Source organism: Candidatus Dadabacteria bacterium (genome assembly GCA_026708565.1).
In the GTDB taxonomy this organism is placed as follows: domain Bacteria; phylum Desulfobacterota_D; class UBA1144; order Nemesobacterales; family Mycalebacteriaceae; genus Mycalebacterium.
In genome coordinates this window covers 1-19,496 of the sequence record JAPOUR010000008.1, presented here as the reverse complement: position 1 = coordinate 19,496, position 19,496 = coordinate 1, and the positions used below count along the sequence as shown (strand labels likewise).

The window sequence follows — 19,496 nt, the reverse complement described above, 5'->3', positions numbered from 1 at the left end:
GTTTAACACAAAAACAACAAGATTTGTCAAGGGGGGGGGTAAAAATTTTTTTGTAAGGGTCAAGTGAGAAAAGGCGTCAATACGGCAATATAAACAACGGGAGTGGGCAAAAAATGACCCCCCTTTTTTTGAACTGACCCTTCCGCAATGTTACAATACCGCCTCTGCGTCCCCGTAGCTCAGTTGGATAGAGCACGGGATTCCTAATCCCGGGGTCGGGGGTTCAAATCCCTCCGGGGACGCCACTTGATATGAAAACTCTTTCCTTCAAAGGGCCGCTGTGCGAAAGCGACGCCTTTGAGCGTCTGCAAATCGCGCCGAGCCCCGGCGCAGACCTGCTCATACTTCCCGATGTTCCCGCCGTCTCTCAAGCCCGCGCCTTTTTTGCCGACCGGGACTCCGCCCCCTTTATAACCACCTTCGGACAAATGGCGCGAAAAACAAACGCCGCCGGGGCGCGGCGCGGCGTCCTCTCACGAACCGGAAGCATGATACTGATGAGACACGCGGCGGCGAAGGCGGGAATGTTCCCCCGTTCAAAACCGGCGGCGGCGCTTGTTTATGAACTCCTCTCCCTCGGCGCGGAACTGAAACACGGCGGCATAACACCGGAGGAATTCGCGGAAAAAACGGAAGGAACTTCCCCGTCAACCGCCCGCAAGGCGCGGCGGCTTGCCGATGCCCTCGCCGCGTTTGAAAAGGAAATGGAAAACGCCGAGATGATTGACAACGCCGGATTGATGGACGAACTGCCCCGCTCGTTTGAGCGGATGTTTATACAAGAGGGCGGCGCGGGCAGGGTTGTGGCCGCCGGTTTTGACCGCCTCACACCGCCGCAGGAGCGGGTTCTGCTCGCGGCGGAAAAGGCGGGAATTGCTGCGGCGCTCATCCGCCCCGCAGAGCCGGACGCGGCGGACATTGCCGTTTCGGCGGCGTCTTTCCCCTCATTTGCGGACGAGGCGGAGTTTGCGGCGGCGGAGATAAGAAGACTGGCGGAGCGCGGGGTTGACCCTTCCGGCTGCGCCGTCATTATGCGGGAGATGTCTCGCGGCGGGGAGGTTGCAAGCGCGCTTGAAAGATGCGGGCTTGCGGTTGACCTCCGCAGGGGCGCAAACGCGGGCGGGGCGGGCGCGATGCCCATTCTTCTGCAACAGTTTCCGCTTGCGGCGGGCGCGGGCTTTGCCTCCGCAGAATTTGCCGCGCTTATCCGCAACCCGCTTCTGCAAGACTTTTTCGGAGAGCAATGCCGGTTTGAAACGGCGCGGGTGATGGAGGCGCAAATCGCAAAAACGGGCGGGCTTTGCTCCCCCGATGAAGCGGTTGCCCCCCTGCCCCGCCCCGCCGCAAACCGGGCGCGGGAACTGGCGGCAATGATTTCAGAGGAGTTGGCGGACGGGGGCGAGCCGCCCGGAGGCGCTCCGCCCGGCGAAGCCGCCGCGCTTGCCGCGCTCCGCCGCCTTGTTGACGCAACCGGCGCGGCGCACTGCGGGGCGGACGGCGGGGAGAGGGAAGCGGTTAGAGATGTGCTGAGAGAGGCGGAGTTTTTCTGCGGGCTGTGGGGCGGGGAAGGAGGCTCATGGGAGGATTTGCGCGTGTTTGTGTCGGACATTCTCGCGGGGCGTTCATTCTCGCGGAAGATACCGGCGGGCGCGGCGGGGCGGCGGGTTACCGTAACGGACGCGCTTGAGGCGCGGGGGGCTTGTTACTCCGCCGTGTTTGTTCTTGACTGCGCGGACGGCTCGTTTCCGAGGGCGCGGGCGGGCGGGGCAATGTTTGGCGATGATGAAAAACGGCTGATGAATGACCGCCTCGGCGTTTGCGCGTTTGCGACCGCCGCCGACTACCGGGACAGGGAGCGGCTGATATGGAACTCCGTTGCGGCTTGCGCGGGAGGGAGGCTTTACATCTCCTTTGCGCGGGAGGGAGGGAAACTGGTTTCTCCCTTTGCCGCAGAGACGGCGGAGTTTCGGGCGGAGGGCGGAGGGGTGTTTCCGGCAAGCCCCTACTGCGCCGATTCGGCAATGGCGGCTGAGGTGGCGCGGAGCGGAACGGTGGGCGAAAAAACCGCCGGACTGCTCGCCGCCGCCGACCCGTTTTTTGAGCTGGCAAGCCGCGCCGTCCGGGGGGCGGAGGCGGAGAAGCAAAGACTGCGCCCGCACGGGGAGATAAGCGAGTTTGAGGGCGCGGCGGGAAGCGCGGCGGCGGAGGCGGTGAAGCCGGTTTCGGTGGGCGGGGTTGAGAGCATCGGGCGGTGCCCGTTTGTGTTTTTCTGCTCAAACATTCTGGGGATAAACGAGGGCATTCCCGCCGCCGCCGTCCCCCCGCCCGCCGACACGGGGGCGCTTTACCACGCGGCTCTCAGGTTTGTTTTTCGCAACGGAGGAGAGGACGCGCTTGAGGATTTTCTCTCAAAAGAGGAGACGAAAAGGGCGCACTGCCGCGTGCCGGACGCGGTGTGGGAGTTGCAGAAACGCCGCGCCGCCGCCGTGCTGAAAAGGTTTCTGTCCTTTGAAAACCGGCGCATAAGCGGGGAAAACCTGAAACCCGCGCTGTTTGAGCATGAGATTGAAACGGAGATTGCGGGGGTGAAGGTCAGAGGGAAACTTGACCGGATGGACTACGATGAAACCGGCGGCGTGAGGGTGGTTGACTACAAAAAGGGCGGCGTTGAGGGGACTTTCTGCGACCGGGGCAGGTTGCAGATTCCCCTGTATCTGCGGGCGGTTTCAGAGGAACTGGGCGCGGAGGCGCGGGGGGGCGACTATGTTTCGGTGGAAAGGGCCCCCGACAAAAAGAGCGTCTCTCCGGAGCGGAGCGATGACGCGGTGAGAGATGCGGTGAGATTTGCGGAGAGCAATCTTGGCCTTGTTAAGAAGGGGCTGTTTCCGCCCTTCCCTCTCTCAAAGACGGAGGATTTTCCTTTCGGCGAGTTTTTTCCGGCGAAAAACAACATGTGCGTCTCGTGCGCCTTTGCCGATGTGTGCAGGATAAAGAGCGGCGTTTCGCGGACGGCGGGGGGGAGGCGCGGCTGATGGACGGAATTGCGGAACTGCTGAACCTGAACGAAGAGCAGAGGCGCGTTCTGAACTCAGAGGCGCGGCGGCGGGCGGTGAGCGCGGGGGCGGGAACGGGCAAAACCCGCCTGCTTGTGGCGTGCTGCCTCGCCGAACTTGAGGCGGGGGCGGACATTGATTCCATAGTCGCCATAACCTTCACCGAAAACGCCGCCGCCGAACTCAAAAGGCGGCTGGAGGATGCCGTGCTGCTGTATCTGGAGCGGTTTGGAGAGCGCGGGGGCATAAACGCGCGGACGGCGGCGGGCATACGGGGGGCGCGAATAGGAACGATACACGGGCTTGCAATGGGCATAGTGCGGGAAAACCTCGCCCTCACGCCCTTCCCCGCAGGTTTTGAAATCGGCGAACCGGCGGAACTCAGGGCGGACAGGGAAAGAGCCGTTCTTGAAACCGTCCTCGCCCTCAGGGGAGACGGGGATTTTGACGAACTGCTTGAGACCGAACTCTTCAACCTTGACGCGGTTCTGGAAAACATCTCCGCAATAATAGAGGCCGCCTCCCGCAAACATCTGCCGCTTCCCCTCCCTCCGCCCCGGCTGACGGAAGCGCCGGACGGAGGGGATATAAACGGCATGATTGAGGCGGGCGAAAGTGTGTTTTCCTCCGCCGCCGCGAAAAGGCGGTTTCAGAAGGCGAAGGATTTGGCGGCGGGGGGCAGCGGGACATCGTGCCGGGATTTTGTCCGCATGGCGGGGGAGATGGAGAAGGTTTTGGAGATGAAAACCGCCTCCGCCGAAGAGAAGGCGGCGGCGGGGGGCATGGCGCGGCGGGCTGTTTGGGAGGCGGACATTCTGAACGTCCGGCTGACGGAGCGGTATCTGAAAGCCGCCGGGGCGGCGATGGAGCGGTATGCGGAGATTAAGGCTCGCGGCGGGCGGGCGGAGTATGAAGACCTTTTGTTTTGCGCGGCTCGCGTCCTTGAGGAAAACCGGACGGCGCGGGAGCATTACGGCGGCCTGTTCAAACTGGTGGTGGTTGACGAGTTTCAGGACACCGACCCTTTGCAGAACCGCATCATCACCCTGCTGTGCGAAGGCGGGGCGAAACTGCTGGTGGTGGGGGATATTCTCCAGTCAATTTACGGCTTCCGGGGGGCGGAGACGGGGCTGTTTCTCCAGACTCTGGGCGGCGGGGAGTTTGAGGCGTTCCGCCTTCCCGTGAACTACAGGGCGGCGGGGCAACTGCTGGATTTTCTGAACCGGTTTTTTGAAAACATCGTAAGCGGCTATGAGCCGATGAAGGCGGCGGGGCGGCGGGGCGGCGTTTTCAGGGCGCTTCCGGCGCGGGGCAAAAGCGCGGACGAAAAAAGGCGGAGCGAGGCGGAAGACATCGCCCGTGAAATCGGCGGACTTGCGGCGGAGGGGCGGCGGTATTCCGACATCGCCCTTATATTCAGAAGGCGGGCGAACACCGGCGTTTACGGGCGGGCGCTTGCCCGCGCGGGCATTCCGTTCACAACCGGGGGCGAAATGTTCTTCTTTTCCCTGCCGGAAGTGAGGGACATGGTTTCAATGCTGAGGTTTATGGCAAACCCGCTTGACGAAACCGCGCAGGCGGCGGTTTTGAGGTCGCCTTTTTTCGGGATCCCGGACGCGGGGCTTGCCCGTTATTTCAGGGAGAAAAAGAGCGCGGGCGCGGGGTTTTTCCGCTCCCCTCCGCACGGCGGGGAGGAGTGGGAGGAGGCGGCGCGGTATCTGGCCTCCGTCATTCGCGCCGGGGAGAGGGAGGATTTCTCATCGCCCGCCGCTGCGGCGCGGTTTGCGGCATACCGGCTGGGCTACGCCGCATGCGCCGCCGGAGACGGCGGGAGAGTGCGGTCTAACGTCATCAAATTCACCGCGATATGCGCCGCGCTTGCAAGGAAGGGGGTGGGAACCGCCGGGGCGGTGAGCCGTTTTGACGCGGGGAAAAACGACCCCCGCCCCGAAAGCGCGGAGGAGGAGCGGGACGCCGTTTCCCTCATCACGAGCCACGGGGCGAAGGGGCTTGAGTTTCCGGTTGTGTTCCTTGCCGACACCGATTACGGCCCCGTTTCCCGGCGGGGGCGCGTGGCGGCGGACTCCTCGCAGATAATGGTTTGCCACGAGGGGTGCAACGCCGGAAGGTGGAGGGAAATTGCGGGGGCGGGGGAAGCGGAGGAGGAGGAGAGAATCCTGTATGTGGCGCTTACGAGGGCGTCCGGGGCGGTTTTTACCCGTCTTCATGAAACCCCGAAGGCGGGGAGTTTTGCGGCAATGGTGAAAACCGCCCTTGAAAAAATGGCGGATTCCGGCGGTGAATACGGCGATATGCCCGCGCCCGCGCCGCCGCCGGAGACCGCCGGAGCAGAGACGCCGCCATCGGAGGCGACTGCGGAGACCCTCCGCCCGCTTTACGAGCCCGGCGAAGACGAAGCGGAGGAGACGCCGCCGTTTTGCGCGGTTGCGAAAACGGAGACGGGGGAGGTTATTCACAGGTTTTTTGAACTGTGGGACTTCTCGCCGGAATCCATAGGCGGGGTGGCGGATTTTGTCATCGGGGAGAGGTTTTTCGGGAGGGACGGCCTCAAAAGCGGGATAACAAGGTGCGCGAGAAATGTTTTGCGCTCGCCGCTTGCGGAGATGGCGGCAAACGCCCGCTCGGCGCGAAGGGAGTATGAATTCACGGTTGAAACCGGCGGCGCGGCGCGTGGCGGCAAGATAGACCTGCTGCTTGAGACGGACGAGGGAATGGTTGTTGTTGACTACAAATACACGGACTCTTCCGATGTGGGGAAGTATGAGGAGCAGATGGATTTTTACTGTGCGGCGATTGAGAAAATTCACGGGCAAAAACCGGCGCGGCGTTATATTTGCATTCTGCCCCCGGCGGATATGATTGAGATATGAAGACTGTTTCCGTGATAATTCCCGCCCTCAACGAGGAGAGTTCGGTGGGCGGTGTGGTGGGTGAAATCCCCCGTGAGAAAATCCGTGAGATTGTGGTGGTGAACAACGGCTCAACGGACGGCACGGCGGAGGCGGCGCGGGCGGCGGGGGCGACTGTTATAGATGAGCCCGCGCGCGGATACGGCAGGGCTTGCCTTGCGGGGATAAGGCATATATCGCAAGACCCGCCGGAAACGGTGGTTTTTCTTGACGCGGATTATTCGGATTATCCGTCTGAAATGCCTTTGCTGACCGCCCCCATAGAGGCGGACGGGGCGGACCTTGTTCTCGGCTCGCGGATAACGGGGGCGCGGTCAAGCGGGGCGATGCCTCCCCACACTGTTTTTGGCAACAAGGTGGCGGGTGTTCTTTTGAGCGCTCTTTTCGGCGTGAAGTTCACCGATTTGGGGCCGTTTCGCGCCATAAGGTTTTCAAGTCTGATGAGTCTGGACATGCGGGACGAGGATTACGGCTGGACGGTTGAGATGCAGATAAAGGCGGTTAAAAAGGGGCTGAGGTGTGTTGAAATTCCCGTGAGATACAGAAAGAGAACGGGGGTTTCAAAGATAAGCGGCACGTTTTCCGGCAGCGCAAAAGCGGGGGTGAAGATTGCGCGGGTGATTGCGCGGCATGTGTTTGGGTGAAGGGTTATCGTCTTACCATCTGGGCCATTTTTCGTTTTTGGTCATTACTCCTCTCCATTTTTTCTTCGTCCCCGAGGGGATTTGAACCCCTGTTGCCGCCGTGAAAGGGCGGTGTCCTGGGCCAGACTAGACGACGGGGACAGGACTCGTAAAAAAGTGAGCCGTGCAGGATTCGAACCTGCGACCCACTGCTTAAAAGGCAGTTGCTCTACCAACTGAGCTAACGGCTCCGCAAGCAGGCATACTATCACATAACGGGCGGTATTTGGACAACTCCGGCAATTCCGTGCAAAATCACACCCGGCGGCGGAAATGAACTTCACCCTCGTAACACTGTCAAACTTCTTTTTCTTCTGCAATTTTTCATCCTTCTTCCTCCTTCCCGTTCACATCAGAAACCTCGGCGGAAGCGAGTCTGAAATCGGCTGGATAATGGGAGCGTTCGGCGTAACATCCCTGCTCTGCATACCGCCGGTTTCCGCGCTGTCAGACCGCAGGGGGCGGAGGCCGCTGATGGCGGCGGGAGCGCTTCTGATGGCGGGAGCCTCGGCGCTCTTTCTCTTTATAGACGGCCTCGGCTGGGAAATCTTCGCCCTGAGACTGATTCAGGGCGCGGGATTTGCGGCGTTTTTCACATCCGCCTCCGCCGCCGCCGCAGATATGGCGGAGCCGGGTCGGGTCGCCGAAAGATTGAGCGTTTTCGGCGCGTTCACAATACTGTCCTACGCGGCGGGACCGGCGGCGGGCGAATGGGTGATGAACACGGCGGGGGCGGAGGGTCTGATAATCTACGCCTCGTCTTTCGGATTTGCGGCGTTCGCGCTGTGCCTGTTTGTGAAGGACGAAAACTTCTCCCCCGGAGAGCCCTCCCCGCGAGAGCGCGGGCGGATGTTCACGGCGCTGTTCACAAAAGACCGCGCGGCAATTCTGTTTGCCAACCTGACCTTGGCGGTGGGACTCGGCGCGATGCTCAACTTTTTCGCCGTTTTCGCCGATGAAAGCGGCTTTGCCGCCTCGCGCTTCTTTCTTACATACGCGGCGACCGTTATCGCGGTGAGAATTCTGTCGGCAAAAATTGCGGACGGGGCGGGAGGGAAAAGAGTCGCCTCGTTCGCCCTGCTCGCGGTGGCGGCGGCGCTTTTTCTGGTGTCGCAGACGCGCTCGGACACACAGGCGGTGTTGTTCTGCTTTCTCTTCAGCGCGGCTTACGGGCTGCTGTATCCCGCCCTCGGCGCAATGATGGCGGACAGGGCGCAAACCGGCATGGCAAACGCGATGGGCGCGTTCAATATGTCGTTCAGTCTGGGAATCAACTATGCGGCGTTTCCGCTCGGCATGGTGGCGGACGCCTTCGGGCTGCGGACGATGTTTGTTGCGGCGGCGGGCGTTGTGTTGTGCGGGTTTCTGCTGTTTTCCGCGCCCCGAAGCGAAACCGCCGGGAGGGAGCGGTGAGAAATTCCGGCATTCTCAAGTGGTTCATCCCCCTTCTTGCCGCCGCCGTGCTCGCGGGCTACGGAGGGCTGCCGGAAAGGATTGCCGACAGGGAAACGGGCTCTGAAACTTTCAGGGTCGTCAAGGTTATTGACGGCGACACCGTGCGGGCGCGGGACGGGCGGGGAAGGGAGCGGCTTATCAGGTATGAGGGAATTGACTGCCCGGAAGACGGAGGGGCAAGGTTTCCGTCAGACCCGCCGGGGCGGAGCGCCACCCTTGCAAACGCCGGATTTGTGAAGGGCAAAAAGGTGGAGGTTCGCTTCGGGGAGCGGAGGTTTGACACTTACGGGCGGCTGCTCGGCTTTGTGTTTGCCGACGGCAAAAACGTGGGGCTTGAACTGGTGCGGGCGGGGCTCGCGACCGTGTTTGAAGCGGAGGGGCAGGACGAGGCGCTTATGGAGGAGATGAGGAGCGCCCGCCGGAGCGCAATGGCGGCGCGAAGGGGAATATGGGGCGGAGACGGCAACTTTCCGCCGCCGCCTCAAAACGCCGGGTTTATAATCCCGCAGAACAGGGCGGCGGATATGACGGGCAAAAGAGTGGTCATCAGGGCGGTTATCACGGGCGCGGAGCGCAAGAGGAAACTTGTCGTCCTCAAAACGGACGGCGGGATTGAAATCCCCGTGTTCAAAAACGCCCTTCCGAATTTCAGCCATTTCGGCATCGTTCCGCACAAGTTTTACAAGGGAAAAACCGTTCTCGTAACGGGCAGGGTGAGAATGCACAAAGGCGTGCCGGGCATTACGGTCTGGCATCCGATGTCCATATTTGTTGAGGGATGAGCATAAAAGAGACACTCGCCGAAGGCTGCGCGGCAATGAACGTTGAGATTGACGGCGAAATGACGGCGCGGTTTGAAGAATACGCCCGGCTGCTGGTCAAATGGTCTTCCGCCATAAACCTGACCGCGATAACAGAGCCGCGCAATGTGGCGGTTTACCATTTTCTTGACTCGCTCACCGCCCTGCGGGCGGTAAAGCCCGGCTCATCGGTGCTTGACATAGGCGCGGGGGCGGGGTTTCCGGGCATACCGCTGAAGATCTGCATGCCGTCAATCAGCCTCGTGCTTGCGGACTCGCGTGAAAAAAAGGTGTTTTTCATGAGGGAGGTGATACGGAAACTCGGCCTCACCGGGGCGCGAGCCGTCAAAGCGCGGGTGGGAGGGGACGGCGAAAACACCGGCTCGGACTTTGACATCGCCGTCTCAAGGGCGGCGGGCAAAGCGCCGGAAATAGCCCGCGCCGCCCTGCCCCTTGTAAAAAAAGGCGGCATTGTGTTAATTATGAAAGGCAAAAACGGAGCGCGGGAATGGGAGAGCGAAAAACGGTCTTTCCCCGAAGCCCCGGCGGTTTCTGAAACCTCGGAGGAGATAACGCTTCCGGTGGGCGGAGACGGCAGGTTTCTGCTGACACTGAGAAAGAATTGACAATGAACGCTGTCGGAATCATAGGCGGGAGCGGGCTTTACGGAATGAGCGGCTTTGACGCCGCTCAGTCGGTTGAAGTCAGCACTCCATGGGGCGACCCTTCGGGGCCGCTGACAACGGGCGAGATGGGCGGCGTCCCCCTCATTTTCCTTCCGCGCCACGGGCCCGGCCACACCCTTCTCCCCTCTGAAATCAACTACAGGGCGAACATTTACGCCCTCAAGTCTCTCGGCGCGGGGCGCGTCATATCGGTCAGCGCGGTGGGCAGTATGAAGGAGGGCATCAAACCGGGGGACATGGTAATTCCGTCCCAGTTCATAGACCACACAAAGAACAGGGCGAACTCGTTTTTCGGCGGCGGGGCGGTGGCGCACGTCTCAATGGCCGACCCCGTTTGCCACGAACTCGGCGCGGCGCTGGTAACGGCGGCAAAAAACGCCGGAGCCGCAACTCACGACGGCGGAACCTACATCTGCATTGAGGGGCCGCAGTTCTCCTCCCGCGCTGAGAGCCATGTTTACAGAACCTGGGGCGCGGACGTGATCGGCATGACCAACATGCCGGAGGCAAAACTCGCAAGGGAGGCGGAGATGTGCTACGCAACGCTCGCAATGGCGACCGATTACGACTGCTGGCATCCCGGCCATGACGCGGTAACGGTTGAGGACATCATAGAGACGCTCACCGCAAATGTTGAGACCGCAAAAACCGTCATCAAAAAAACGATTGAATCCCTCGGCTCCGGCGGCGGCTGCGCGTGCCGCCTTGCGCTTGAAAACGCAATCATCACACAACCCGATATGATAAGCGATGAGACAAAGAAAAAGCTCGGCGTGGTGGCCGAAAGGGCGCTGAAGTGACCGGGCGGACAACAGAGGAATCAGGGTTGACAGACCGGATATGCGCCCGTATAGTGGTCGCATAGGCGAATCCTGCATAGGAATACGAACCATGTCTCTTGACAGACACACTCTTCCGGGCGCGTTGCTTGCGAGTCTTGTCCGCCAAAACAGCGGTCCGGAGGGGCGCCATCTTGAAGCGCAAGCTGACATCTTTAACAGTCTCATCAACCACCTCGCGCTGTTGCAAAGCAACGGTACCATCAATAACCGGATGTTCTCTGATTTGACAAGAGATGCGGCCGCTCTGTTCGTTGAGGAAGAGGTTACCGCCCGTTTGAATCAGGTAATGGATGAAGGGCTTGCGGGGCTTTACTCCGTGAATGAGTAATGACTGTGAAAGAAGAAGAAAAAGGCCCCGGTGCGGAAGGTTCCGAGCCGGAAAATACTGAACAATCAGAGTCTCTTGAAAACCTGCCGCCCGAAGAGAAAAAGATTGTGGAGACAAGCATGCTTGCCATGCGTCACTTCGGACCCGTTCCACACCCCTTGGCCGACAAAATAAACGCCGAGCATATTGACAAGATATTGGAGATGACTGATAAAAAGAGTGACCTCGCTCACAAGGATAAAAGTGAATCAAGACGGTATTTTTTCACCTCCGCGGCGGTCGTAGTGGCGGTTTTTGTGTTTCTTACCATATACCTTGCCGGGCCTCACACCGACATATACATGAAGTTGATTGAAACCATCCTCGCATTTCTCGGCGGTCTTGGAAGCGGTGTGTGGATAAAAACCCGCATGGACAGAAAATGAAGGAGCCGCTTGGCGCTCCGTTGCCAGAGAATTCTCCGCAATGAGCAAACTTGCAATAGTGGGAACGGTCGCGCTTGACTCCATAGAAACCCCCTTTGAGAGCGGCGAGGAAATTCTGGGCGGCTCCGCCGTTTACTCGTGCCTCGGCGCGTCTCTGTTTACCAAGGTGGGAATATGCGCGGTGGTCGGCGGGGATTTTCCCGAACCGCACACGCGCCTTCTCCGCTCGGCGGGCGTTGACACGGGCGGCCTTGAGGCTGCGGACGGGGAGACCTTCCGCTGGAAGGGCAGGTATTCCGAAGACCTCGGCGACCCTGAAACCGTTTTCGTCCGTCTGAATGTTTACGAGAATTTCAAGCCGAAACTGACAGACCGCCTGAGAAACGCCGAGTTTGTGTTCCTCGCCAATATGGACCCCGCGGTGCAGATGGAAGTGCTTGAGCAGGTGAAATCGCCCCGCGCGGTCGCGTGCGACACAATGAACTACTGGATAGAAAACAGCCCGGAAGACCTCCGGAAAATACTGAAAAAAGTCAACATTCTCATCATAAACAACTCCGAAGCCCTTGACCTGAGCGGCGAGAAATCAATTGCCGCCGCCGCGAGGGAGATAATGAAAATGGGCCCCCGCACGGTTGTCATCAAGAGGGGCGAGTTCGGCTCGGTGATGTTTTCGGATGAAGACGTCTTCTGCGCCCCCGCCTACCTTGTGGAGAAAGCGATTGACCCCACCGGGGCGGGAGACACCTTTGCCGGAGGGTTCATGGGATACCTGAGCGCAAACGGCGCGGGCTCGGCCTCCGACATGAAAAAGGCGGTCATTTACGGCTCCGTTCTCGCCTCCTTTACGGTGGAGAGCCTCGGAACTGAAAGCATCAAAACCCTCAGCAAAGAGAAGTTTGAAAACCGCTTCCGCGAATTTATGCGGATGTCTCAAATCTGAAAAGCGGTCATTATGAAAAAGAAATACCTTTCTTCCGCGCTGATGCTTGTGATTGCGCTGTGCGGCGCGTGCGCAAAGCCGCAGGGGGGCGCGGGGGAAATCCCGCTTCAAAGCCGCAAAGACCTCGCCTCCTCCTATGTGCGGAGCGGGGATTTTATTGAGGCGCTTGAGGAGATGGCCGGGGCGGAAAAACGGTTTCCCGGCGACAAGGAAATCCACCTGATAAAGGGCATAGCCTATTTCGGGCTGAAAGACTTTTCCTCGGCGGAGAAAAGTTATGAAAAGGCGCTTGAACTGGACGGCTCATACACAAAGGCGAGATACACCCTTTGCGGACTTCATCTCACGATGAACAAGCCCGATGACGCCATCCGGCACTGCACGGCGGCGGCTGGCGACATCGCCTATCCGCTGCGGTATGCGGCGATGGTCAACATAGCACGCGCCTACGATATGAAGGGCGACCCGGAGTCTGCGGAGCGGTTCTTCAAGCAGTCCCTTCTGGTTGAGCGGTCAAACATTTACTCAATGAACGAATACGGGAAGTTTCTGGCAAACGCCGCCCGCCACTCCGAGGCCGCCCGGCATTTCTCGGCGGCGTTGAAACTTGCGCCCGGGCATAATGAGGCGCGAATGAATCTGGCCGAATCCCTTATGGAAACGGGAGACGCCGCCCCCGCGTGCGCCGAGATTGAGCAACTTCTGAAAAACAGGCCGGAGCCCGCTCTGGAACACAGGGCGCAAAAGTATGCGCGGCGCTGCGAACTCCGGAGCCCGGCAAGTGTCCCCTAAGGAACGGGGGAGTGAAAGACCGTCATTTTTTCAATGCTCATGTCTCTTATGGTGTGCGGAATGCCGCCCACTCCGAGGCCGGACTTCCTGAGCCCCGCAAACGGCATTCCGTCTATTCTGAAAGCGGTGTGGTCGTTAACCATCACGGCGGACGCGCTCAGTTTTTTTGCGGCGGCGAGCGCGGTGTCAACTCCCGCCGTGAAAACCGATGACTGAAACGCCGTATCAAGGGCGTTTGCCCGCGCTATGGCGTCTTCCATGTCATCAACCTCGTAAACGCACACCACGGGGCCGAAAATTTCTTCCGTGCTGACGCGCGCGGAGGCGGAAGGGTTAAGCAGAATGGTGGGCTCATAGCACCTGTTTCCGACCGGCTTTCCGCCGCAAACTATCTCCGCCCCTCCGTCCGCCGCCTCGCAGACCCACTCGTGAACGCGCCCGACCTCGCCGGGCCTTATGAGGGGACCCACCTGTGTTGATTTCAGCGCGGGGTCTCCCGTTTTCATCTCCCGCGCCCGTTTTGTGAAGAGCGGAATAAACCGCCTTCCGGCCTCTCTGGTCAGAAAGACCCTCTGGGTTGAAACGCAGACCTGCCCGGCGTGATAAAACCCGCCTTTGGCAAGCAGGGCGGCGGCGAGTTCCATATCCGCATCGGGATACACAAGGGCGGGCGCCGCTCCGCCGTGTTCAAGGGCGCAGCGGGTTCCGGGGGCGAGTTTGGAGCGGAGCATCCAGCCCACGCGGGAACTTCCTATGAAACTCAGGAAATCCGTCCGCGCGTCCGTTGCGAGCGCCTCGGCGGCCTCGTTTGTGTCCGTAATCACCACCTGACACCACTGCGGCGGCAGTCCGGCTTCAACCAGTATGTCCTTAAACGCAATGCAGGAAAGAGGGGTTTCATTTGCGGGTTTTACGATAACGGGGCAGCCTGCGGCGACCGCCGCGCCCGCCTGATGAACGATGAGGTTGAGGGGGTGGTTAAAGGCGCTGATTGCCGCGACAACGCCCGCCGGTTCCATTTGCGTAAATGCAACCCTGTTTGCGCTGTAGGGGTCGCCGCCCATGGGGACCGCCCTTCCCGCTTCGGCGCGTATGGTTTCGGCGGCGATCTTGGCGGAATCCGCCGCCCTGTCCATTTCAACCTTTGAATCGTTATACGGTTTCCCGCCTTCCCGCGCCGCCTGCAAAGCCAGTTCGTCCGAGCGTTTTTGTATGATGGAGGCCGCCCGTTCCAGTATCCCCGCTCTTTCCCGAACCGAGAGCCAGCCGTCCCGGTTTTCGTGGAGGGCTTTTGCGGTTTCAAAAAGTCCGCTTAAATGCCGTTTGCCCGCCGTCTCCACATGCGCGATAACCTCTCCGTTGAAAGGGTTTTCAACCGCAATCTCGCCCTCCGGCGGGAATTCGGACTCAAACTGTAAAGGGTGTTTCATCGGTCTTCTCCTTTGAAAGGGAGTTTACTGGATTTGGGGAGAGAGTAAGAAAAAGCCCCCTGACACCGAAGTGCACGCGAGGGCGGAAGGTTGCCTTGAAAGGCCTATCCTGCGAAACACTTGGTCTCTTGTTATGGACTGAAAATGTTTGACAGGCTCTAATCAGATACAATATCTTTTTATAGATTGCCACAAAGAGAAGTGTTGTCAATAGTTGGGAGAGAGAAAGTAAATGGCTAAACAGAGTTTTCAGTACTGGTTAGGCTTGGACATGGGGACAAACTCCATCGGCTGGAGTGTAATTGAGCAACAAGACGGAGAGCCGAAAGATTTTGTTGATTGCGGGAGCAGAATCTTCATCCGCTCCGTTGAAGACAAAACACCAACTCCGAAAAACCAGAACCGCAGAAACATGCGCCTTATGAGGCGAGTCATAGAGAGACGCCACAGACGCAAGGAACGCCTCAGAAACTATCTGATAAGCAAGAGCTTTCTGCCCGCAGACCTCAAAGGCGAGAAAAACCCTGAGGTGAAACTTAACGAACTTGGCGACCCCTACGAGTTGAGGGCCAAAGCGCTGGATAAAAAACTGACTCCCCATGAGTTTGGCCGCGCCATTCTGCACCTGGGAACACGGCGGGGTTTTCTGAGCAACCGCAAAACTGGATTTGGCGACCTTCTTGATGAAGATGAAAAGGATAAAGATGAAAAGTATTCAGAAATAAGAAGAATCCTTGAAGGTGAAGATGAGGGAGCAAAATCAGATGATGAAGGGCCTGTCAAAGAAGGCATTAAGAAACTGCGCCAAGAGATAAAAAAGGCGGGTAAAAGAACCCTCGGAGAGTATCTGGCAACCCTTGGGCGTAAACGCAACAGGGGAGAACATCATGACTGGAGAACTGACAGAAAGATGTATCAGGAAGAGTTTTACCACATATTTCAGAAGCAGTCCGAACTGGATTCTGACACTTACAACGACACAGTAAAAAAAGCGATTGAAATAATTATCTTCAAGCAACGGCCTCTAAAGTGGAACAAAGGAACGGTGGGCAATTGTTCGTTGGAGCCTCGCTATAAGAGAGCAAGGACTGCCAAATTGAAGTTTCAAAAGTTTCGCTATTGGCAGGACATCAACAATCTGAGTTGGGATGATCTTGAGACCGGGGAAATTGCAATACGTCCTTCGCTCAAAGAAAAACAACTTCTTGCCAAAGCCCTTGAGAAGAATAAAAATCTGACATGGAAAGAAAGTAAAACACTCCTCAAGTTGAGGAAAAGAACGAAGTTTAATCTGGAAAAAGTTGAGGGGAAAAGCAGAAGGGGAATAAAGGGAAACACTACGGCCTGCGGGATAAGGGAAATAATTGGAGATAAGTGGGATTCATTCAATGAGGAAAAACAGGAACAACTTGTTGAAGATTTGATTTCTTACGAGTCTAAAAAACACCTCAAAAAACGGCTTCAAAACCACTGGGGGTTTGATTTGGAAAGAGCCGTCAAACTCTCCGTTCTTGAATTGGAAGAAGGTCACGGGAATCTTTCACTGAAAGCCATAAGAAAAATTCTGCCCTGCCTTGAAAAAGGCAGAGTTTACAGCAGAGAGAGTGATAAAGAGAAAGAAAGAGGAGCATTGCAAGCGGCGGGATACGAGGTTGCAAAACCTCAAACCGACAACAGAGAAACACTTGGTGAAATCCCCTTTGTTCCAAACCCTATTGTTACAAAGTCCTTATATGAAGTCCGCCGTGTTGTGAACGCCATAATAAAAGAGTATGGGAAACCGACCGCTATAAGAATAGAGATGGCGAGAGATTTGGAAGCAAACACAGAAAAATATAAGAAAGCATTGGAAAGACAGAAAGAGAACACCAAGGCAAATAAAGAAGCTGAAGAACAATATGAAACCATACGAAGTAAAAATCCTCACCTTAATTTAAGGCAATACATATCCCATCAGGACAAACTGAAATACCGACTTTGGAAAGAAAGTGGTGAACGGTGCGCTTATAGTGGAAAGCCAATTTCCCAGACCGACTTGTGGACGGGCGATATTGAGATAGACCACATATTGCCATACAGCAGAACTCTTGATAACTCATATATGAACAAGGTTGTCTGTTTCGAGAAACAGAATCGGAAAAAAGGCAACAGGACCCCCTACGAAGCATTTGAAAAAACAGAACAATGGGAGACAATCAAACAAATTTCAAAAGATTTTCCTCAAAAGAAAAAAGAGAACATTCTGGCAACAGAGATAGAAAAAGATTTCATCAACAACCAGTTGACAGATGCGCGTTACATAGCGAAAGAAACCGGCAGATACATGAGAACTCTCGATTGCGATGTAACTTTCACAAAAGGCGGAATAACTTCATGGCTTCGTAGGCATTGGAAATTGAATAAAATTTTGGGTGACACAGGGAAGAAAAATCGCAATGACCACAGACACCACGCAATTGACGCTACCGTCATCGCCCTGACAAGCCCCAGTCTTTACCGCAAAATAGTCCACCTCGCTTCAGAAGCAGATGATGATTCCATATCTCCCGAATACGGATTGAAAGCTCCAGAGGTTTTGAAAGATCTAAGAACCAAGTTAGAAAATGCCAGAGACAGGATGATAGTTTCACACTCAACAAACAGGAAGATAACCGGAGCATTCCATGAAGCAACCGCCTACGGAATTAAGACTAAAAACGGCAAGCCCGGAGTTGTTGTCCGCAAAGATCTGGTTAAGATGACAGACAAAAATAGAAAAAACATATTATGCCCCATAATCAAGGCAGAATTTGAGTCTTATGTAAACATGAGAGGCAGCCTTAAGGCGGCACAGAAGAATCTCAATGAAACCCCCTTCAAACATCCAAAAACCGGACATATTGTAAGGCGAGCAAGAGTATGGGTCACAAAAGATTTTAGCGAGACATCTTATTGGCAAAAACAGGATGAACTGGGTAACAGATTGGGAGTAATGATTTATGGAAATAATCACCACGTAGAGATACTCAAAAACAAGAAAACTGGCAAATACAACAGCGAGGTTGTAACCGCTATGGAGGCCGCAAGAAGAGCAAGGACTTTAGATGCCATCACTATGGCAAAGAACAAAATCAAGAAGGCAAAAACAGATACCATACTGAAAGAAGCAAAGAAAGAATTAGAAAAAGCAGAGGAAAATAAAGAGCCAATAGTAAAAATTGATCATGGAGAAGATTTGGAGTTTATCATGTCTCTATGTATTAATGACATGGTAAGTGTGGAAGAAATCGGCAAAAGAAACTTCTATAGAGTAAGAAAACTTGATAGGGGAAAGAATGGTGAATGTGTAAAGTTGTTCTTACGAATACATACAGACGGAACTAAAGACAAAGAATTTAAGAAACTTCATCTCAGCGAAAAGAAAAGTCTGGAACTTGCAAAAGCACCTTCTACACTATTGATAGAGAACAAAGTGAGACAAGAATCAATCAACGCCCTCGGTCGCCGACTGACTAACGCAAATCCGTAAGGTCTGCCCGCAATGATTAAACGGATCATTGAGGTAAGCAATCCCGCATACCTTCATCTGAAAGACCGTCAGATGATTGTCCAAATTGACGGAGAAGGCGACAGCAGTGTTCCCGTGGAAGACATGGGAATTCTGATACTGGCAAACCCCTCAATCTCAATCTCTCAGGGTCTTGTGGCGGCGTGTCAGGAAAACAACTGCATAGTGGTATTCTGCGACCGAAGCCATATGCCGGTATCCGTCCTGCTTCCTCTTTCAGGGAACTCTGTCCACAGCAAAGTGCTCAACACTCAGACCGGAATTAAGAAACCCCTCAAGAAACGCCTTTGGCAGAAAATCATCATCGCCAAGACAGAAGCGCAGATACAAACCCTGCTCTTTTTCAACAAAGAGACCAAATCGCTCCCAAGCCTTAAGAGAAGAGTCCAAAGCGGCGATACTACAAACATTGAAGCGCAGGCGGCGAAGATGTATTGGTCGCTACTGTTCGGGAAAGGTTTTGTCAGGGACTTCAAAAAAAGCGGAGTTAACTCCCTGCTCAACTACGGCTACAGCATGGTCAGGGCATCCGTGGCGCGCGCCCTGTGCGGAACGGGGCTACACCCGGCTCTCGGAATACACCATCACAACCAGTATAACCCTATGTGTCTTGCTGATGACATTATAGAGCCCTTGCGTCCTCTTGTTGACAGAAGAGTCTATGAGATGAATGAGAGCGGGGTTACAGAACTTGACACAAAAGCAAAGACTTCATTGCTCTACCTTCTTTCAGAGGAAGTCCTTTTTGAACAGAAGAAACTTCCCCTGATGGTCGCGACTCAGCATATGGCGGCAAGTCTGAAGAAGGCGTTCTCCGAAGAAGAATCTGATTTTTTGAAGATACCGACATTGATTGAAAACAGACAACTGAGGCTTGAGGTGTAGACATTGGCTTTCGGAGGATACAGAACTGTGTGGATAATAGTGATGTTTGACCTTCCAACCGACACGAAGAAGGCGCGGAAGGATTACACAAGGTTTCGCAAGGGCCTTATGAAAGACGGGTTCATTATGATGCAGTTCTCCGTATACGCGAGACACTGCGCGAGTGAAGAAAACGCCCTTGTTCACTCAGGCAGGGTGAGGGACTCTTTGCCGCCGGAAGGCGAAGTGCGGGTTGTTACGATTACAGACAAGCAGTTTGGACGAATGCAAGTCTTTTTCGGAAAAAAACGCAAACAACTTGAGAGGCCTCCCCAGCAAGTCACTCTTTTTTGACTTGCCGGGACGCCTGAACCCCTTGCCAGTAGTGTGGTTGAGAGGAAGGTATTGTATCTGATTAGAGCCTGTCCTCAGCCCACAACTCCGCCGCACGCGCCACCACAGCGCGCCTTATTGTATCTGATTAGAGCCTGTCCTCAGCCCACAACAATGGGATATGTCCAACGGAGAACCGAAGCATTGTATCTGATTAGAGCCTGTCCTCAGCCCACAACAATCAAACTCGCCATGAGCCGGTGCTCAAAATTGTATCTGATTAGAGCCTGTCCTCAGCCCACAACTATCTGCTTCGGGGGGGGGGGGGGTAAAAACCGCCCTCTGACAAACTGCGAAATCGTAAAACCCCCATCCCCCTCTGGAT

General features: G+C 56.1%; 15 protein-coding genes, 3 tRNA genes and 1 CRISPR repeat array. Of the genes, 15 read left to right on the top strand and 3 right to left on the bottom strand.

Features of this window, described 5'->3' with window-relative positions; translation table 11 throughout:
• Nucleotides 1-168 precede the first annotated feature (168 nt).
• From OXF42_01740 to OXF42_01725, 4 genes are all read left to right on the top strand, one after another.
• Nucleotides 169-245 (top strand) — tRNA-Arg (locus OXF42_01740).
• Between the two features lie 6 nt (nt 246-251).
• Complete coding sequence (locus tag OXF42_01735) at nt 252-3,032, top strand: PD-(D/E)XK nuclease family protein (protein ID MCY4046818.1); 2,781 nt, start codon at nt 252-254, stop codon at nt 3,030-3,032.
• Nucleotides 2,981-5,944, top strand: coding sequence for a UvrD-helicase domain-containing protein (locus tag OXF42_01730; GenBank protein MCY4046817.1), 2,964 nt, complete (start codon nt 2,981-2,983; stop codon nt 5,942-5,944). Before OXF42_01735 ends, OXF42_01730 begins: the two co-directional genes overlap by 52 nt.
• Complete coding sequence (locus tag OXF42_01725) at nt 5,941-6,627, top strand: glycosyltransferase family 2 protein (GenBank protein MCY4046816.1); 687 nt, start codon at nt 5,941-5,943, stop codon at nt 6,625-6,627. Before OXF42_01730 ends, OXF42_01725 begins: the two co-directional genes overlap by 4 nt.
• 66 nt (nt 6,628-6,693) lie before the next feature.
• On the opposite strand, the gene OXF42_01720 is transcribed toward OXF42_01725, so the two are convergent.
• Together OXF42_01720 and OXF42_01715 are read right to left on the bottom strand one after the other, a co-directional pair.
• Nucleotides 6,694-6,768: transfer RNA gene (locus OXF42_01720), tRNA-Glu, on the bottom strand.
• A gap of 16 nt (nt 6,769-6,784) precedes the next feature.
• Nucleotides 6,785-6,857 (bottom strand) — tRNA-Lys (locus tag OXF42_01715).
• Between the two features lie 82 nt (nt 6,858-6,939).
• On the opposite strand from OXF42_01715, the gene OXF42_01710 reads away from it, so the two are divergent.
• The 8 genes from OXF42_01710 to OXF42_01675 all read left to right on the top strand — a co-directional run bounded on the left by OXF42_01710 (nt 6,940) and on the right by OXF42_01675 (nt 12,937).
• On the top strand, nt 6,940-8,079 hold the full coding sequence (locus OXF42_01710) for an MFS transporter (GenBank protein ID MCY4046815.1): 1,140 nt from the start codon (nt 6,940-6,942) through the stop codon (nt 8,077-8,079).
• The gene (locus tag OXF42_01705) at nt 8,076-8,903 is read left to right on the top strand and encodes a thermonuclease family protein (GenBank protein ID MCY4046814.1); all 828 of its coding nucleotides are present in this window, start codon (nt 8,076-8,078) and stop codon (nt 8,901-8,903) included. Before OXF42_01710 ends, OXF42_01705 begins: the two co-directional genes overlap by 4 nt.
• Nucleotides 8,900-9,547: a 16S rRNA (guanine(527)-N(7))-methyltransferase RsmG gene (rsmG, locus tag OXF42_01700; GenBank protein MCY4046813.1), complete on the top strand. Its 648-nt coding sequence runs from the start codon at nt 8,900-8,902 to the stop codon at nt 9,545-9,547. Before OXF42_01705 ends, rsmG begins: the two co-directional genes overlap by 4 nt.
• 2 nt (nt 9,548-9,549) lie before the next feature.
• On the top strand, nt 9,550-10,407 hold the full coding sequence (mtnP, locus tag OXF42_01695; protein MCY4046812.1) for an S-methyl-5'-thioadenosine phosphorylase: 858 nt from the start codon (nt 9,550-9,552) through the stop codon (nt 10,405-10,407).
• A 91-nt stretch (nt 10,408-10,498) separates the two neighbouring features.
• Complete coding sequence (locus OXF42_01690; GenBank protein MCY4046811.1) at nt 10,499-10,777, top strand: hypothetical protein; 279 nt, start codon at nt 10,499-10,501, stop codon at nt 10,775-10,777.
• Nucleotides 10,777-11,202: a hypothetical protein gene (locus OXF42_01685; GenBank protein ID MCY4046810.1), complete on the top strand. Its 426-nt coding sequence runs from the start codon at nt 10,777-10,779 to the stop codon at nt 11,200-11,202. The genes OXF42_01690 and OXF42_01685 overlap by 1 nt, the downstream gene beginning before the upstream one ends.
• Nucleotides 11,203-11,242: 40 nt before the next feature.
• Nucleotides 11,243-12,145, top strand: a complete 903-nt coding sequence (locus tag OXF42_01680) for a PfkB family carbohydrate kinase (protein ID MCY4046809.1) — start codon at nt 11,243-11,245, stop codon at nt 12,143-12,145.
• Between the two features lie 12 nt (nt 12,146-12,157).
• The gene (locus tag OXF42_01675; GenBank protein ID MCY4046808.1) at nt 12,158-12,937 is read left to right on the top strand and encodes a tetratricopeptide repeat protein; all 780 of its coding nucleotides are present in this window, start codon (nt 12,158-12,160) and stop codon (nt 12,935-12,937) included.
• Here OXF42_01675 and OXF42_01670 read toward each other — a convergent pair.
• The gene (locus OXF42_01670; GenBank protein ID MCY4046807.1) at nt 12,934-14,367 is read right to left on the bottom strand and encodes an aldehyde dehydrogenase family protein; all 1,434 of its coding nucleotides are present in this window, start codon (nt 14,365-14,367) and stop codon (nt 12,934-12,936) included. The two genes, OXF42_01675 and OXF42_01670, sit on opposite strands and share 4 nt — an antisense overlap.
• 232 nt (nt 14,368-14,599) lie before the next feature.
• Here OXF42_01670 and cas9 point away from each other — a divergent pair, with 232 nt between their 5' ends.
• The 3 genes from cas9 to cas2 are packed head-to-tail and all read left to right on the top strand — an operon-like array spanning nt 14,600 to nt 19,132.
• Nucleotides 14,600-17,875, top strand: a complete 3,276-nt coding sequence (gene cas9 / locus OXF42_01665; protein MCY4046806.1) for a type II CRISPR RNA-guided endonuclease Cas9 — start codon at nt 14,600-14,602, stop codon at nt 17,873-17,875.
• 12 nt (nt 17,876-17,887) lie between these two features.
• Nucleotides 17,888-18,799, top strand: a complete 912-nt coding sequence (gene cas1 / locus OXF42_01660; GenBank protein MCY4046805.1) for a type II CRISPR-associated endonuclease Cas1 — start codon at nt 17,888-17,890, stop codon at nt 18,797-18,799.
• A gap of 42 nt (nt 18,800-18,841) precedes the next feature.
• Complete coding sequence (cas2, locus tag OXF42_01655; GenBank protein ID MCY4046804.1) at nt 18,842-19,132, top strand: CRISPR-associated endonuclease Cas2; 291 nt, start codon at nt 18,842-18,844, stop codon at nt 19,130-19,132.
• Between the two features lie 50 nt (nt 19,133-19,182).
• Nucleotides 19,183-19,419: a CRISPR direct-repeat array (repeat unit 36 nt; unit sequence ATTGTATCTGATTAGAGCCTGTCCTCAGCCCACAAC).
• Nucleotides 19,420-19,496 lie beyond the last annotated feature (77 nt).